Genomic DNA, 16,680 nt, shown 5'->3' on the forward strand with positions numbered 1-16,680 from the left:
AGGTAACCTCAAAAATTCTCAGACATGAAATTATTAACAGGAAAAAATACAATACCGTCGCCTGCGAAAGTTTTGGGTGCCTATGACTCTTCATTTCAGTCACATAGCTCGCTATACTCCTTCATTTCAGATCCATATCCACCTCAAAACTTTCGCTCAGATTTTAACTATTGTTATTAAACAGCCTCTAAGGCCGACAGCAATTTCGTAGGTTGCTGTCGGCCTTATTTTTTTCGGAAACAGCCAAATTTTCAACCGCCATCCGACAAAGCATGATGAAAAAACTGTGAGGTTACGAAAATTCTGCGTATCTTTGCAGCGATAATGCCTGTGCTGGCTCATACCGTCTCTGTGGTTGATGCCCCGGCTTTTTGTATAACTTATCTCAATCGTCTTGGACACTGACCCTTTACCTGCCACTGAACAGGTGGCAAACATTCTTCTTGACATTATCAACAATCCGTTGCTCAACGTAGCGCCGATATCCACCGACGGCATCGTGGCGCTTCTCTGCGCCATGGTAGCGCTTCTGGTCTCGGCTTTTGTTTCGGGAAGCGAAATCTCCTTTTTCTCACTGACACCAGTACAGTGCGACGAACTTGAAGAAAGCTCGTCAGGAGAACGCGTATTAAGACTTCTGCGCTCACCCGAACGCCTTCTGGCAACAATCCTGATCATCAACAACCTGGTCAACGTGACCATTGTCGTGCTCTGTAACTTCGCGCTCGGCCCGATCTTCTCAGCCATGCCCCCGGTGTGGAGCTTTATCTTGCAGACCGTCATCCTCACCTTCCTGATCCTGCTCTTCGGCGAGATCCTGCCCAAACTTTATGCCAACTCCAACAATCTCACCTGGGCAAAAATGGCCGCACCGTTTCTTGAAGCCGGACTCAGGTTGTTCTATCCCCTCTCGTCGGTTCTCGTGAAAAGCAGCGGCATCGTGAAGAAAGTGGTCACCAAAAAAGCCACATCCGTCACAGCCGACGACCTCTCGCAGGCCCTCGAAATCGCCAATGTCAGCGACGGCGAGAACAAAGACATGCTCGAAGGCATCCTGAAATTCGGCGACACAACAGCCTCCGAAGTCATGACCCCGCGTGTCGACATCACCGGTATCGAGATTTCCGACACCTTCTCTCAGGTAATGAAAATCGTCATCGAAAGCGGATTTGCCCGCCTGCCGGTCTATGAAAACACGATGGACAACATCAAGGGTGTCCTCTATTCACGCGACCTGCTCCCCTACGTCGGCCGCACCGAAGAGAATTTCGAATGGCAGAAACTCATGCGCGAACCGTATTATGTCCCGGAATCACGCATGATCGACGATCTTCTTGAAGATTTCCGTTCAAGACGTGTCCATCTCGCCATCGTGGTCGACGAGTTCGGCGGCACTCAGGGCATTGTAACCCTTGAAGACGTGCTTGAAGAAATCGTCGGCGACATCGACGACGAATATGACGTGGAGGAAAAAACCTACCGCCGTCTCCCCGACGATACCTATATATTTGAAGGAAAGACTCTGCTCAACGACTTCTTCCGCGTCACAGACCTCGACGAAGAAGCCTACGCACCCGTCATCGAAGACTGCGAGACTCTCGCCGGAATGCTCCTTGCGATAAAGGGTGACTTCCCGAAGGAAAAAGAGTCAATCGTCTATGGCCGCTGCCGCTTCCTGATCCTCTCCATCCACCAGCACCGCATCGTAAACGTGCGCGTAAAAGTGATGCCCGAAGATCAGCCTGACGCCATGACCGCCCCCACCCCGGCCTGACAGACCATGAAAGCGACCGGCCTCATCCTTGCCTCGGCAATAGCAACCGCCGCTGCCATCGGCTCAGCGTCCTGCACCGGAAAGGGCAGCAACAACGCAGTCCCCAAGCCGGAGGCATGGCCGAGAATCGAACTGCCCGGAGAAAACTACAAGACCCACACCATAGGCCACGCCACACTGCATTTCAACGCGGAAGCCTCTGTCAGCACAGAGCGCAACGACGGCTCAGCCACATGGATCACCGTCAGATATCCGCAGTTCAGAAACGCAGCCGTCTATCTCACACTGACAAGCGCACAACCCTCTGAAATCACCGGCATACTCGCCAACCGCCGCGAACGGATGGAACTGAATGCCGGAGGAGCCACCACGGTCATCACCGAACTGACCTCGGCGGGAGGATGGCACTGCGAGTTGGCCGAAACCAGAACCTCGCTCACCACCCCGCTCCAGCTGCTCGCCACAGATTCAACCTCCGTACTCTCCGGCGCATTCTACCTGGACCTTCCGGCAGGATCGTCAGCCGACTCCATCTCCCCCGTGGTCAAAGCCGTCAGCAACGACCTTCTACACCTGCTCAAAAACTGCGCCAATGAGTAAACTGACCGACACTCCGGCCTATCGGCTCCACATCACCCGCATCCCGGAAAACGCAGGTTCCAGGCGCGACTGCGAGAAAGCAGCAACCCGATCGCTGATCGCAGAAGTCTTCGGTGACAGCATCACCCTCGCCCACACCCCCGAAGGCGCCCCCATGATCGAAGGGCATCCGGAGATCAGCATCTCGCTCTCCCACTCCAAAGACTTCTGCATTCTGGCAATAGCCAACCACACTAATATTAATATAGGTGTAGACATCGAATCAGCCCGGCAGCAGCTCCTGCGGGTAGCCCCACGTTTCCTCACTCAGACTGAAAACCGTCTTGCCGGAGAGACAAGCGACGCGCAGGCGAAGCTGGAACTCCTGCTGAAACTGTGGACCATCAAAGAAGCCGTCTACAAAGCCGCGCTCACTCCAGGACTCTCCCTGACCGAAATCTCGGCAGCCGCGGATTTCAGAAGCGCACAAGCCCGCGGAAGATCATTTTCGATCACCCTCCACTCACTTCCAGCCGGCGAACAGATCGCAGTGGCCACAGAAGAAATCTGAATCAGCCTATCTGACAGGCAATTCCGGGTAAAATCAGGCACAAAACAGAATAAACGCAAAAATCAGGCCTCCCACGAGGGCATTTAAAAGAATTTTCGTATATTTGCAGACTGAAAATTGGCTCTTTACCGATTTTCTCCATGAAAACAACGCAGAATTAATTTTAACTAACTATTTAAATACATCACTTTAACACAATGCAAAGCAAAGGATCTTTGGGAAGTGTTGTTGCAGGTGTGATCGCCATCTTCATGGTGCTCATCTGCCTGTTCTACCTTTCTTTCACGTTAGTTACCAACCACTACGAGAAGAAAGCGGAAGAATATGCCGCAGTCGAAGCTGCCAAGGACAACAACAGCCCTGAAACTAAACGTAAGGCTTATAGCGAGTACATCAAGAACATCGCTAACGAAAAGGTTTATTTAGGCTATACATTCAATGAAGTACAGAAACTCGGAGTCGGTCTCGGCCTTGACCTCAAGGGTGGTATGAACGTAACCCTTCAGGTATCTGTGCCCGACATTCTCCGCTCGATGGCCAACGCCGACGGCAACCCCTACTTCGAACGTGCCGTCATGAGCGCCGACTCAATCACCCGTGCCAACAAGAGCAATGACTTCATTGACGTCTTTTGCGCAGAATACCGCAAGCTCGACCCCCAGGGCGACCTTTCGGTTGTGTTTAAAGACCAGGTGAAGCGCGGCGACAGCATGGACGCAATCAAAAGCTCACTCCGTCAGGAAGTGAAGGACCGCGTCAGCAGCTCGACCAACGTGCTCCGCACCCGTATCGACCAGTTCGGTGTCGTTGCCCCCAACATCCAGGAGCTTGAAAAGGACGGCCAGATCCTCCTTGAACTTCCCGGTGTGAAGGAACACGACCGTGTACGCGAGCTTCTCAAATCAAGCGCCAACCTCGAATTCTACGAGACCACCCAGTTCAACGAAATCGCCCCGATGCTCCAGGCGCTCGACAACGCTCTGCGCACCGACACCACCGGCAACGGCAAAGGTCTCTTCGACTACTTCCTTCAGGTCGGCAACCCCTACCGCCCCATCAGCGTAGGTTCAGCCACAGAGACTGCCCGCGACACCATCGACGCAATCCTCGCATCGAACGTAGCCAAAGGCATCCTCCCCTCAAACCTCAAACTTGCCTGGGAATTCAAGCCTGAGATCGTTCAGGTCGATGACTCCGTTCGCGGCAAGCGCAACCTCAGCATCTATCAGCTCGTAGCCCTCAAGACATCCAACGGCAAACCCGCTCTCAGCGGCGACGTGATCACTTCGGCTACCAGCGACTACGAGGCAATGAACGGTAACTATGTTTCAATGAACATGAAGCCCGATGCAGCCCGCCAGTGGGCCCGCATCACTGCCGCCAACCTCAACAAGCCCGTAGCCATCGTGCTTGACAATCAGGTCTACTCATCGCCCAACGTGAACTCCGTCATCGAAGGCGGTCGCTCACAGATCACCGGCAACTTCACCACCGATGAAGCAAAGGACCTTGCAAACGTGCTCAAGAGCGGTAAGATGGCTGCCAAGGTAGACATCATCTCCGACACCGTGATCGGTCCGTCGCTCGGCGAACAGGCCATCCATGACGGTCTCTGGTCATTCATCATCGCCATCGCGCTCCTGATGATCTTCATGTGTCTCTTCTACGGATTCATCCCCGGCATCATCGCCAACATCGCCCTCGTCTTCAACATCTTCTTCACCTTCGGTATCCTCGCCTCCTTCCAGGCAGTGCTGACACTCTCCGGTATCGCCGGTATCGTGCTCGCACTCGGTATGGCAGTCGACGCCAACGTGCTTATCTACGAACGTGCCAAAGAAGAACTCCGCGCCGGCAAGAGCGTACGCACCGCCATCGCCGACGGTTACAGCAACGCATTCTCAGCCATCTTTGACTCGAACCTCACTTCGATCATCACAGGTGTGATCCTCCTGCTCTTCGGAACAGGTCCCATCAAGGGCTTCGCCACTACCCTCATCATCGGTATCGTCTGCTCATTCTTCACCGCCGTCTACCTGACACGCCTTATCTATATAATGTGTGCCAAGACCAAGCCTTTCGAGAATCTGACTTTCACCACTGCGCTTTCAAGCAAGATGTTCTCCAACACCCACTTCAACTTCCTTGCAGCCCGTAAGGTCAGCTTCGGAATCGTAGGCGCGGTTGTAGCGGTAGTGATCATCTCGTTCTTCGTCCGCGGTCTCAACCAGGGCATCGACTTCTCAGGTGGCCGCAACTACGTGGTTCAGTTCGATCACCCCGTGAAGACCCACGAACTTCAGGCCCAGCTCGCACCCCTCTTCGACGGCGCACAGCTCAGTGTCATCACCATCGACGACGACACCAAGGTCCGCATCTCGACCAACTACAAGATCGACTCTGACGAAGAAGGCATCGACAACGAAATCACCGGCATCCTCTACAAGGGCCTTGAAAACCACCTCAACGGAATGAGCATCGAGGACTTCTCGACCACAAACGAGAACATCGGTATCATGTCGTCGCAGAAAGTAGGTCCGACCGTGGCCAACGACATGCGCACCGACGCCTACATCGCCGTGATCCTCGCACTCCTTGCGATGTTCTTCTACATCCTTCTCCGTTTCCGCAACATCGCCTTCTCGCTTGGCGCACTTGCAGCCGTGGCCTTCACAGCCTTCACCATCATCGGTTTCTACTCACTCTTCTGGGGTCTCTTCCCCTTCGCAATGGAAATCGACCAGTCGTTCATCGCCGCTATCCTTACTGTTATCGGTTACCAGATCAACGACACCGTGGTAGTCTTCGACCGTGTGCGTGAAAACGTTCAGCTCTATCCCAAGCAGAACTTCTTCGACACAATCAACAGCTCGATGAACTCAACCCTCGGCCGTACAGTGATGACCTCATGCTCGACACTCCTTGTGCTCCTCTGCATCTTCATCCTCGGTGGTGACGCCATCCGCTCATTCGTATTCGCAATGATCTTCGGTGTGATCATCGGTACACTCGCTACTATCTATGTCGCAGCTCCCGTCGCTTACCTTACCGACGCCCGCCGCGCCAAGAAAGCTGCCAAGGCTTAATCCGACAACAGTCTGCTCCCGCAGCAGTCTCCGATAAAATGTGACAACGTCCCGGAACCGAAGTTCCGGGACGTTGCTGTTTTTAACAGGTGTTTATAACTTTGATTCCGCCGTTACGGCAGGAAAAATCAGTCGGCATTTAGAGGTTGTTAAAAAACGACCTCTTACTTACCTGACTCCATAGCAGCTGCCACTGCCTGACGGAGTTCATCGTCCTGCTTGTCGCGGCTGACAATCGTTCCGTCAGGACCAAAAAGAATGATAGTCGGAATACCCGCGATGCCATAGATCTCAGTCGGAATGTTCTGCGCGTCGATGACATTCATCCAGGGAAGCTCATGACTTTCGATACCCTTGAGAGTGTCTTCAGGCTTGTCCCACACGGCAACGCCGATCACCTCAAGACCTTTGGGACCGTATTCCTTGTAGAGATCCTTGATGACGGCAGTCTGACGGATGCACGGTCCGCACCAGCTTGCCCAGAAGTCAACCAGCACATACTTGCCCTTGCCGACATGATCGCTCAGGCGGAAAGTGGAGCCGTTATATGTCACCTCGAAATCCTTGAACATCTTGCCTTCGGAGGTCTCGGCATACTTCAGCAGACCATCACGCACCTTCTGGACGCGCTTGTATTCGCCAAGTGACGGATGAGCGGCAATAGCCGAATCCAGCTCCGCAAGGTCCATGCGGCGGCAGGGGCCGTAGAAGAAACAATAGTAGCCCAAGGCATTGTCGATGTTTTCTTCCAGAAGCTGAGTTTCCATATCGCTGATCTTTGTCTGGAACTCCTCATAACGCTGTTTCTGCACGGAGTCAGGCAAGGAACGGAACTCATCGACCAGGGCCAGACGCTCACTCCAGTGCTTTTTGTTCAGCTCATTGAGCTTGCCACCCTTGGCGATACCGTCGGTAATGAAAATCGAATCGCCGTCAAGGAAAAATTCGCCCGCGCTGCTGCCGTCGACCATCACCGACACATAGCGAGGTGCCTCCAGCGAACCGTTGAAAACAGCCTTGCCCTGAGAAATCACGGCGCTGTCAAGATTTTCCTCCGTGTCAAAATCGACAATGTAGGCAGTCTTGCCTTCAACCTTGTCATCGGCATTGAGTGTTACCACATACTGAGGCAACTGAGACTGTGAGCAAGAAGCCAACAGCAAAAGACCACCTGCATAAAATAAAGAATGTTTCATGTGATGAAAAAATTTAATTGATTTGGTTATTTCCTCAGAATTATTCTAACGGCAAAGTTAATAAACTAAAGTCTATAAACAATACCTGATGCAATTATAGCATATTCTATTTTTTGGGGCTTTGAAGATCTTTTCTTTACCTGATGCAATCAAAAAACTCCACCAACTTGGTGGAGTTTCTGATTTAGAGAGGTTAAAAAACAATCTCTAAAAAGCATGGGGAAAGGGGCTAAGAGGGTGTTTCATAACAATAGATAAAATCTGAGCGAAAGATTTTAACTCTTGTTATGAAACACCCTCTAAAACTTGCTTTCCTCAACTACTATTACAAGTTCGTTATTATCGTTGACAAAGCCGTTTTGCGACCTGTTATAAAGACGAAGGCCATCAGAAAAGATATTTGTATCACCCTCACCGATCCGATCAAAGTTGCGCGGATTAATCTGCATCCACCTGTCTCCGCCACCGTAATTCTGTTTGATATAGTAGCGGCCCTCATAGCATATAAAATCCTGACAAGTCATGTCAAGAGAGGTTGTGAGCTTAGCCCACCCAAGACGATTGAGATTGGCATCGACTGTAAAGAAATAGACCGAATGACCGTAAGTCTCTTTAACTTCGACTCCCACCACAGCATAACCGTTATGAAATGGACTTATATAAACATAATTGCCGTCTTTTTCTGCCGGATATTTGTGAACAGGTCCAAGTTTGAACTGACCACTGCGGTCCATATAGTAGCCATCGCCTGCTTTATCAATCACAAGAGAATAACCGGAATCAAAGTCCGAAGGTTTCACCGTGAAACGTGGAGCTATGACCTGACGGCCATTTTTATCAATAAATCCCCATCTGGCAACTCCGTTATCAACTTTCATAACAGCGGCGAGTCCATCGTGGAAATCGCCTACCGCATCATAGTCTGCCGCAATAGCGATTTTGCCCAGAGAATTGTAAAACCCCCATTTCCAGTTGTCATTATCTCCATTTTTAATGCAAAAAGCCGTGAGCCCCTCAGATGTCTTGCGGTTTGCCGACTCCAAAGAAGGAAGATAAAGCGACTTAACCTTATAGGATAGATCAGGATAGATATAATTGCCTTTAGTGTCTACATATCGGACCGTATGCATATAATTGATCTCATCTTCAACTATTATCGCTTTCCCATCTTTAAACTGCGTCGCACTTGATGCCTTTGGAAATTCCTTTACAACACGGCCCTGTTTATCACGGATGCAGATAGGTTTTTTAACCGACTGAGACGGTATTTCCATAAACACTCCCTGCTCGAAACGTGGCATCCTGGCAAGATCACTTTGAGCCATGTCGGTTTCAAACAGTTTGCGCCCTTTCTTGTCAATAAAAAACGCCTTTTGCGGATAGGAATAGATATAAGCCGCTCCGTCATAAAAACTGGAGATTGCAGGCATATCATTTTCAACTGTAATTCGTACTGTCGAAGCTGTTGTCTGAGGAGCCGGAAACAGCATAAGGTCATCTATCGAACCGTGATGAATCCCTTTCAGAGCATCAGGCGTTTCATCCGCTTCGTCAGAAGCATTGCTTGAATCAGTTGCCGAGGAGGAAGCCTTAGTTGAAGTTGAGGCTCCGGCTTTAGCCGCTGACGTTGATGCCGGAGACAGACTCCGGCCTGCATCTTTGAGTGTTTTGCCGGCCTTGTTTTTCAAATCCTTGAGAAATCCCTGAGCGCTGACAGGTGTTGCGCCTGCAAATAACAGACAAAGCAGTATCGAGACTAATGACTTTTTCATAGAGATATTATTATAGATTTTAGTAAATGTCATATTTTATAGTGATCGTACCTTCTCCTTTACAACGGCGACATATTCCGGGATCAGACGCGCACTTGCGGCAGCTTTTCGGATCAAGGTAGCCGTCTCCGTCACAGTGGACGCATACGCCCGTACCCTCGCATGAAGGACATGGCTGTGTGGACTCCGCATCGCCTCCGCCAAAAAGGCCACCCAACAGATCTCCGATTCCTCCGCCTGCGCTTCCGCCGAACATGTCTCCCATAAGTTTCGCCCCCATATTGGAACGGTCAACTTTGATTGTACTTCCGTCGAGATCCACAATCTTCATTTCACCTGAATCCTTGTCGCCCATACACAGCAAGGAGATTCCGAGTTTAATTTTGTTGAGAGCACGGGTCTGGTCTGTGACCACCCACTGATATGGCATCGGAACCATCAGTTTGCCATTGTAGTTGGCCGATGGAATTGTTATCGCCACCACACTCATGGCTTCGCCTTTACTGTCGGCAAGTGTATTTTCATTTTCATCAAGCGGATTGACAATACACAACACTCTTCGGCCCGACATGCCCGCAGCCTTTATGCCGACCGTAACTTCAAGACACATGCCTGAGTTATCAACAATGATGCCATTGTCGTCAAGGCGTATAAGACGCTTGTTAAGACCGACATTGTCAACCGTCACCGAGCCGATGCTGAGGCTTCCGGCAGCAGATGGCAGACACACACATAACACTAATAAAGAAAAAAATTTACGCAGTAGGTTCATTGCACTGGTATTTAGATAAATATTAATAAAAAATCCGCTGGACGGGAATGACAGCGCCATGAACCGATTAGGCAACTCTACAAGATGCCACGGTCATCACTCCGTAGAGTATGTGTCCGTAAAGCCATACCCGACCGGACATTCACCGGTTGGATATGAATCCAATGCTTCTGCATCCTTGCCTCATACCCGGCGCCTTGCGGCAACCTGACATGAAAGCCGGGACTCAAATCAATCTGATTTTATCGGTCAGATAACACAAATCAGCTCTGTGGCTACTATCAAAGTATATACTACTATCAAATATCAAAAAATTTTAGTCTGTCGATAAGTAACTCTTAAGACTTATCTAACAAAAGTAGACAAAACTTTTTTAGCCTTTATTATAGTTATTGTTAATTTTTACTAACAATAACATATTCCATCAGCGTGATTGACACATAAGACAAAAATACTATCAATATATTCAAAAACAAGAAGAGATTAATCTCAACCGTTTTTTTCAGACCCGAACGAAAAATAATTGTTCAATCTGACGGATAAATTGAAAAATTCTGTATTTTTGCCATCGGGAACAAACTTGTAATTTATTGTATATCCTACAATTAGCCCGCAGCTGAACTTAACAGGCTGTTCAACATCAGCCTCTATGTCAGATGGATCCCATCACAGTCTGTGCCTCTTCAGCTTATGCCAGACAGCTGAAAGTCTGCGATTATCAAGTTTTTCTCAAAAACATCCGCCATCCGCAAGCTGTTACTTGACTCATATCCTCAGCACCACCACAAATCGCCACAACGCGTTCAGTGAGATTTATGACTAAGGAGCGCTGACTTTTTCACTTCCCTATCTGTTATAAAAAATATGAATAACAGACTGAACGAACATACCAATCCTCCGACCGTCCGGCAGTCCAAAGCAAGCCTGCTGCGGCGCATCGCGATGTTCTATATCGACGGTTTCCGCTCGATGACGGTCGGCAGGAAGCTGTGGATTCTGATACTCGTGAAACTGTTCATCCTGTTCTTTATCTTCAAACTGCTGTTTTTCCCCGACATCCTGTCAAGAGACTATTCCACCGATGCCGAACGGGCCGAAGCCGTCAGAGAGTCCCTGCTCGGAAGATAGCACTCCTGTCAGTGCTCCCTCACAGACCTACCACGTTTCCCCCCTCTTTCAACTATAAGTAACTCTAATATAAGTAACTCTAACTTAAAAAATCAGAGAGTATGGACGATTTAATGACCGTAGTCGATTGGTCGCGATGGCAATTCGCCCTCACAGCCATGTATCACTGGCTCTTTGTGCCGCTGACACTCGGACTGAGCGTGATAGTCGGCATCATGGAGACCATCTATTATCGCACACGCAGCGAGAAGTGGCTCAACACCACCAAGTTCTGGATGACACTCTTCGGCATCAATTTTGCAATGGGAGTGGCCACAGGAATTATCCTTGAATTCGAATTCGGCACAAACTGGTCGAATTACAGCTGGTTTGTCGGCGACATCTTCGGCGCACCGCTTGCCATCGAAGGCCTGCTCGCCTTCTTCATGGAAGCAACGTTCATCGCCGTCATGTTTTTCGGATGGAAAAAGGTCAGCCCCGGATTCCATCTCGCATCGACCTGGCTGACGGCACTCGGCGCCTCGATCTCAGCCCTGTGGATCCTGATCGCCAACGCATGGATGCAATATCCGGTCGGGATGGAATTCGATCCGGGTCAGATGCGCAATGTGATGGACAATTTCTGGGACGTGGTTCTCTCGCCGGTGGCCATGAATAAATTTTTCCATGCCGTGTTCGACGGCTGGGTTGTCGGCGCAGCCTTTGTCTGTGGAGTCAGCGCATGGTTCCTATTGAAAAAGCGCCGTCGGGAATTCGCCCTGGACTCAATCAGGATAGCAGGATGGACCGGATTGGCGGGCATCATCCTGACACTCTGGACCGGTGACGGCTCCGCCGTACAAGTGGCCCGCGTGCAGCCAATGAAACTTGCGGCGATGGAAGGCCTCTACAACGGCAGCGTCGGTCAGGAAATTGTAGGCATCGGCCTGCTTGATCCCTCAAAAACGCTTCAGGATGACAAATCGCCCTTCCTCTTCGACATCTCCATCCCCTACGGACTCTCCATCCTCGCCAACCACGATGCCAACACCTTTGTGCCCGGCATCAACGATCTCCTCAACGGCATAAGCCTTACACCCGAAGGCGACACCATCAGGACCGAATCCTATGCCGAACGCATCGCCATCGGCAAACGCGCCCACGAAGCCCTGCGCGACTTCGACACCGCTATGGCCGCAGGCGACAAGAGCGCTATGGAAGAAGCCCGCGCCCGCCTCAAGGAAGACTACCGCTATTTCGGCTACGGCTATCTCGACAGCCCGGAGGAAGCCGTGCCTCCGATCGGCATGACTTTCTATTCATTCCACATCATGGTCCTTGCGGGAGGTTATCTGCTGCTGTTCTTCATACTCGGAGTGATCAGCTCGGCCCGCGGAGGCAGACTTTGGGAAAAGAAATGGTGGCAGTGGACAGCGATCCTGACAATCCCGGTGGTCTGGATCTGTTCCGAAGCCGGCTGGGTCACAGCCGAAGTCGGACGTCAGCCCTGGATCATCGAAGGGCTCATGCCTGCACGCGCGGCAATCTCGGCCATTTCGGCCTCAACGGTGCAACTGACATTCTGGATGTTCGCCGCCGTGTTCACCGCACTGCTAATCGCCGAGATCACCATAATGATCAACCAGATCCGACGCGGCCCGGAAGAGATCAACTAAGAGGTTGTTAAAAAAACCGCTAATATATCACCCCTCTAACTGAAATATAAATCATGGAACTTGAATCCTTACAGACATACTGGTGGCTGCTCATTTCAGTGCTCGGTGCGCTGTTGGTGTTTCTCCTCTTCGTTCAGGGCGGACAGACATTCCTCCTGAGCGTCGGCGGCTCCACCGAAGCCTCGCGCCGCATGATCAGTTCTTTCGGCCACAAATGGGAACTTACGTTCACGACACTCGTAGTGTTCGGAGGCGCGTTTTTCGCATCGTTCCCGCTTTTCTATTCCACAAGTTTCGGAGGCGCCTACTGGCTGTGGATGCTCATCCTGATCAGCTTTGTGCTTCAGGCCGTGAGCTATGAATTCCGCTCCAAACCCGGCAATCTGTTCGGGACACGCACCTACGACACCTTCCTTTTCATCAACGGCTGTGCGGGCTGCATCCTGCTCGGAGTCGCAGTCTCGATGTTCTTTTTCGGCGCCGAATTCTCCGTCAGCAAAGGCAATATTCTCGACGGCAGCGCCCCCGTTATCTCCATCTGGGCCCCCACCCACGGCTTCGAGGCGATTTTCTACTGGAAAAACCTGATCCTCGGTTTCGCCGTTCTCTTCCTTGCCCGCACTCAGGCCGCACTCTACCTCCTGAACAACAATCCCCGCAACGATGACTTTTTCAAGGCCAACCGCCGCAGGGTACTGGTCAACGCCGTCATTTTCGTGGTGTTCTTCCTGCTGTTCGTCGGTCTGCTGCTCTCATCGGCAGGTCTTGAAACCACATTTGACGGAAGCATCGACGGCCCGCGAAGCACTTTCGAGGTCCGGGAGTTCAAATACTTCTTCAATCTGATCGAGATGCCCTGGACTCTGGCGATCTTCCTTGTCGGCGTCGTCATGGTGCTCTATGCGATAGGCCGTTCAGCCTTCGCGGATCACTGGACCGACGGCATCTGGTGGAGCGGCACCGGCACAGTCCTTGTAGTGCTCGCCCTCTTCTGGATCGCAGGCTACAACAACACCCCCTACTATCCCTCGCTGACCGATCCCGCCTCTTCGCTGACAATCTTCAACAGCTCCTCAAGCCACTTTACCCTGACCTGCATGAGCTGGGTTTCCATAATCGTACCGGTTGTGGCCGCCTACATAGCCTATGCCTGGTATGCTATGGACCGCAAGCACGAATAAGACGCCTATCATCTTGTAAATTCCTCCGATCCAACACAATCAAAAGTTCCGGAAGTCCTGTCACCGACTTCCGGAACTTTTGTCATCCCGTTAACCTCAGCAGCTCACTTTTAGCGAGCGGACAAAAGACGCTGACAGGTTCTTCTAAAGCACTGCGACATGAATTTCAAGCAGCTTCTTGAATAAAAGAGCATGACTGCGCTATAAAAGCCTGAGCGGAATATCATATAAAACATTTTTGAAATCGCAGGCGCGGCTTCCTCCGGATCATAATTCCGATAGGCTCGTTTAAGCGTTTCCAATGCTTCGCGGCGGTCATGAGCCGATAATTTCGGATAACTTTCAACATATTTTGCCATCTTGTCGGCAAGGCAAGCTGACAGATGAAGCTGCAATCGTCTCCATAGCGGACCTTCACTGCATCCATGATCCAACAAGGCCTGACGGATAAACATATTTGAATCCAAGACATTGAAACTCCTGGCCGATTTGATTTCCACAAGCGAATCAGGATTATATCTGTAATTGTAAAACGCCTTAGCGGCAAAAGCGACTTTTTCCGCATCCATCAGAAGGACCCGGCTGCCGACTTCGTCAATAAACAGAAGAGACTCCGTAAGTGCCACCACAGGAGACTTCACCGTCAATTTCAGTTCCAGAAGATAATTCAGACACTTCTTATAGAACTCCTTTTCATACAAGCCGCCGTTCATTCCAAAGTGCCACTCATAGAGCGTGTGGGCAACCAGATCCCAACCCGGATAAACCGAGTCCTTATCCAGAACTTCGGAATCAAAGATTTCCTCCTCTTCCCCGGATCGGCAATTTCTCATGATCGGCAATGTTATTTCGGCTCCGGTCTCCAGCGCCCTGTCAATAAGCTCCCTGATAAAGTCTGCTGAGACATCGTCATCCGCATCTATCGGGCATACATACTCTCCCTTGGCCATCTCAGCGCCCTTTACCCTCGGTCTCAATGGAGTTCCGGAATTATGTTCCGTCTTGTAAAGTCTTACACGCGGATCACAATCGGCTATACTCTGTACCACAGCCGCAGTCTGATCAGTCGAGCAGTCATCCACAAAAATCAGCTCCCAATCCGGATAGGTCTGCGCCAATACACTATTATATACTGTCTTTACGTATTCAGCAACATTATATGCAGGCACTATAACTGATACCAGCGGACGCCTGAGATCTCTTCCATTCTCAATCATATTTCAATTCCGGCTAATTAGAGGGTGTTTCAACATACGAAACAGATTTATAAGGCCCTGTTACCTTGACATGACAGGGCGCTATGTATATGAGACTCCGGCCATCGCGGGTGCGAAACCGGATCTGCACCGACTCCATGCCGTCAAATCTCCGGCCATCAGCACACTCGTAATCACACTTTATGTCACGCGACGCCACTTCAGCCTCAGTCCCTGACCAATGAAACATAGTCATCCGCCTGTCAGGCATGATCAGTTCATCGCCATAGGCAAACACATCTGCCCCACCTGAAAGTTTCTCCGGAAATCCGGGCCGTTCATGACAGTCATGACCGCCCTTGGAGCAGAGTTCCATCCAATCGATCATTTCAGCCGTCAGACTCTCCAGTACGGGCGGAACAACTGCAAAGACTTTGTCGCCGGGATAAAAATCATTGTAATTGTTGATGTGGAGCGTGGTCCGCCAGTGGGCGTTGACCGGATGGAGCAGCGTCAGTTTTGACATTGCAATCGTATAATCGCGATAGACAGTCCCCGTCTCCGATTTCGCCATCTGCCGCTCGATCTCCTGCTCTTCATTCCATAGCCGCTTCTGAGTCCTGATGACATTGATATAGAATACCATGATCATAAGCAATGCCACCCCGGCCAGACATTTCAGCACCGTGGCCGACCATCTGACAAAGACCGTTCGAAGCAATCCGAACATTGTCAGCGAGGCAAAAAGATTGCAGATCCAAAGAGCCCGCGGATTGGAAGGAGACGACTTGAAAACTATCACCGCTGACACCACAAAGGCCATCGCGACAACGACATCCATTGCTTGTGGATGCCAATAATGATCCCCACATCCTCCAATCGCGCATTTTCGGATGCGGCAGGCCATCATGACAACGGCCAATCCCGCCAAGACTATTACAGGCAGCGACAGCGTCAGCACTGTCTTCAGATTGACCGAACCGCCCACAGAGACTGATGAAAACCTCATCCAAAGGCCCGGCGCGCTGACAACCCAGAGTGCTCCCGCAGCAAAAACGGCGGTGAGAATCCACCACTGCCGCCGTATGCGGAAACGCCGGATAAGCGCCCACACACCCAAGCCGCACCCGACAGGCACAGCGTAGCCCTCATGGATCCAACCGCACAGAAAGGCATAACCACAGCCTGCGACAAGCGCCGGAACCGGGAGCCTGCCGCTTGCCACACGACGCAGCATGACGAGAAACCACACCGTCATGGCTGACGGCAAAAGGACATTGAAGGAATTGTCGATTCCCATCGTGCCGAAGCGCCACGAAAACGTAAAAGTCATCCACCCCCAGAAAGCGATCATGACCAGAGGCAGATCCGAACGACGGGGTGAGCACAGCTGTCCCGCACCCCTGACGAGTGCGGCCCCGCTCAGTCCGACAACAAGCGCCAACGTCCATTTGGGCAACAGAGCCATACGCATGGACATGAACACGATGTTGTCCAGCCGACAATTGTCGATCGACCTCAGATAGGCCGTGAAATTCCACAGCCTCGACCAAGAAAACTCCTTGACACCGCCGTTGGCGGTCATCCAGTCGACAGGAAGGGCAAAATCGTCACCGATATAAGGGACATAGAACGAAAAGAGCGCATAGGTCAGCGCCGTGAGAAGCACAACCGCCCAACAGACGAGTCTCCCTCCTGGCGACAGAGGTCTGTCAGCGCCCGGAGAGAGAGTCTCATATAATTTTTCAGAAAACACTTTGGTCCGAATTT

At 51.1% G+C, this 16,680-nt stretch carries 12 protein-coding genes; 7 read left to right on the top strand and 5 right to left on the bottom strand.

The window, feature by feature from the left end:
• Window positions 1–427 precede the first annotated feature (427 nt).
• From gldE to secD, 4 genes are all read left to right on the top strand, one after another.
• Window positions 428–1,774 (top strand): gliding motility-associated protein GldE, encoded by a 1,347-nt coding sequence (gldE, locus tag K2H17_RS07890; RefSeq protein WP_300133503.1) that lies wholly within the window; start codon window positions 428–430, stop codon window positions 1,772–1,774.
• Window positions 1,775–1,780: 6 nt separating this feature from the next.
• Window positions 1,781–2,374 (top strand): hypothetical protein, encoded by a 594-nt coding sequence (locus tag K2H17_RS07895; protein ID WP_300133506.1) that lies wholly within the window; start codon window positions 1,781–1,783, stop codon window positions 2,372–2,374.
• Complete coding sequence (locus tag K2H17_RS07900) at window positions 2,367–2,924, top strand: 4'-phosphopantetheinyl transferase superfamily protein (protein WP_300133509.1); 558 nt, start codon at window positions 2,367–2,369, stop codon at window positions 2,922–2,924. The genes K2H17_RS07895 and K2H17_RS07900 overlap by 8 nt, the downstream gene beginning before the upstream one ends.
• A gap of 197 nt (window positions 2,925–3,121) precedes the next feature.
• A complete protein-coding gene (gene secD / locus K2H17_RS07905; RefSeq protein WP_300133511.1) occupies window positions 3,122–6,010 on the top strand; it encodes a protein translocase subunit SecD in 2,889 nt (962 codons plus the stop codon).
• 164 nt (window positions 6,011–6,174) lie between these two features.
• On the opposite strand, the gene K2H17_RS07910 is transcribed toward secD, so the two are convergent.
• From K2H17_RS07910 to K2H17_RS07920, 3 genes are all read right to left on the bottom strand, one after another.
• A complete protein-coding gene (locus tag K2H17_RS07910) occupies window positions 6,175–7,206 on the bottom strand; it encodes a TlpA disulfide reductase family protein (RefSeq protein ID WP_300133514.1) in 1,032 nt (343 codons plus the stop codon).
• Window positions 7,207–7,505: 299 nt separating this feature from the next.
• Window positions 7,506–8,978 (bottom strand): WG repeat-containing protein, encoded by a 1,473-nt coding sequence (locus K2H17_RS07915; RefSeq protein WP_300133516.1) that lies wholly within the window; start codon window positions 8,976–8,978, stop codon window positions 7,506–7,508.
• Window positions 8,979–8,997: 19 nt separating this feature from the next.
• Entirely contained in the window at window positions 8,998–9,708 is a 711-nt protein-coding gene (locus K2H17_RS07920) for a hypothetical protein (protein WP_300133519.1), read from the bottom strand.
• Window positions 9,709–10,692: 984 nt separating this feature from the next.
• Between K2H17_RS07920 and K2H17_RS07925 the strand changes: the two genes are divergently transcribed.
• From K2H17_RS07925 to K2H17_RS07935, 3 genes are all read left to right on the top strand, one after another.
• Window positions 10,693–10,878 carry a DUF4492 domain-containing protein gene (locus tag K2H17_RS07925; protein WP_300133544.1) on the top strand — a complete coding sequence of 62 codons (186 nt, stop codon included), beginning with the start codon at window positions 10,693–10,695 and terminating at the stop codon, window positions 10,876–10,878.
• A gap of 101 nt (window positions 10,879–10,979) precedes the next feature.
• Complete coding sequence (locus K2H17_RS07930; protein WP_300133521.1) at window positions 10,980–12,533, top strand: cytochrome ubiquinol oxidase subunit I; 1,554 nt, start codon at window positions 10,980–10,982, stop codon at window positions 12,531–12,533.
• Between the two features lie 53 nt (window positions 12,534–12,586).
• On the top strand, window positions 12,587–13,714 hold the full coding sequence (locus tag K2H17_RS07935) for a cytochrome d ubiquinol oxidase subunit II (protein WP_300133524.1): 1,128 nt from the start codon (window positions 12,587–12,589) through the stop codon (window positions 13,712–13,714).
• Window positions 13,715–13,824: 110 nt separating this feature from the next.
• Here the strand turns inward: K2H17_RS07935 and K2H17_RS07940 are convergent, their stop codons facing one another.
• Together K2H17_RS07940 and K2H17_RS07945 are read right to left on the bottom strand one after the other, a co-directional pair.
• On the bottom strand, window positions 13,825–14,931 hold the full coding sequence (locus K2H17_RS07940) for a glycosyltransferase (RefSeq protein WP_300133527.1): 1,107 nt from the start codon (window positions 14,929–14,931) through the stop codon (window positions 13,825–13,827).
• A 13-nt stretch (window positions 14,932–14,944) separates the two neighbouring features.
• Complete coding sequence (locus K2H17_RS07945) at window positions 14,945–16,666, bottom strand: DUF6056 family protein (protein WP_300133530.1); 1,722 nt, start codon at window positions 16,664–16,666, stop codon at window positions 14,945–14,947.
• Window positions 16,667–16,680 lie beyond the last annotated feature (14 nt).

Origin of the sequence: Duncaniella sp. (assembly GCF_029054785.1) — a bacterium.
Classification (GTDB): domain Bacteria; phylum Bacteroidota; class Bacteroidia; order Bacteroidales; family Muribaculaceae; genus Duncaniella.

Coding starts and splice junctions, on each gene's coding strand:
- secD (WP_300133511.1), top strand. CDS start 3,122: ATGCAAAGCAAAGGATCTTTGGGAAGTGTTGTTGCAGGTGTGATCGCC.
- K2H17_RS07895 (WP_300133506.1), top strand. CDS start 1,781: ATGAAAGCGACCGGCCTCATCCTTGCCTCGGCAATAGCAACCGCCGCT.
- K2H17_RS07940 (WP_300133527.1), bottom strand. CDS start 14,931: ATGATTGAGAATGGAAGAGATCTCAGGCGTCCGCTGGTATCAGTTATA.
- K2H17_RS07930 (WP_300133521.1), top strand. CDS start 10,980: ATGGACGATTTAATGACCGTAGTCGATTGGTCGCGATGGCAATTCGCC.
- K2H17_RS07910 (WP_300133514.1), bottom strand. CDS start 7,206: ATGAAACATTCTTTATTTTATGCAGGTGGTCTTTTGCTGTTGGCTTCT.
- K2H17_RS07915 (WP_300133516.1), bottom strand. CDS start 8,978: ATGAAAAAGTCATTAGTCTCGATACTGCTTTGTCTGTTATTTGCAGGC.
- K2H17_RS07925 (WP_300133544.1), top strand. CDS start 10,693: ATGTTCTATATCGACGGTTTCCGCTCGATGACGGTCGGCAGGAAGCTG.
- K2H17_RS07900 (WP_300133509.1), top strand. CDS start 2,367: ATGAGTAAACTGACCGACACTCCGGCCTATCGGCTCCACATCACCCGC.
- K2H17_RS07935 (WP_300133524.1), top strand. CDS start 12,587: ATGGAACTTGAATCCTTACAGACATACTGGTGGCTGCTCATTTCAGTG.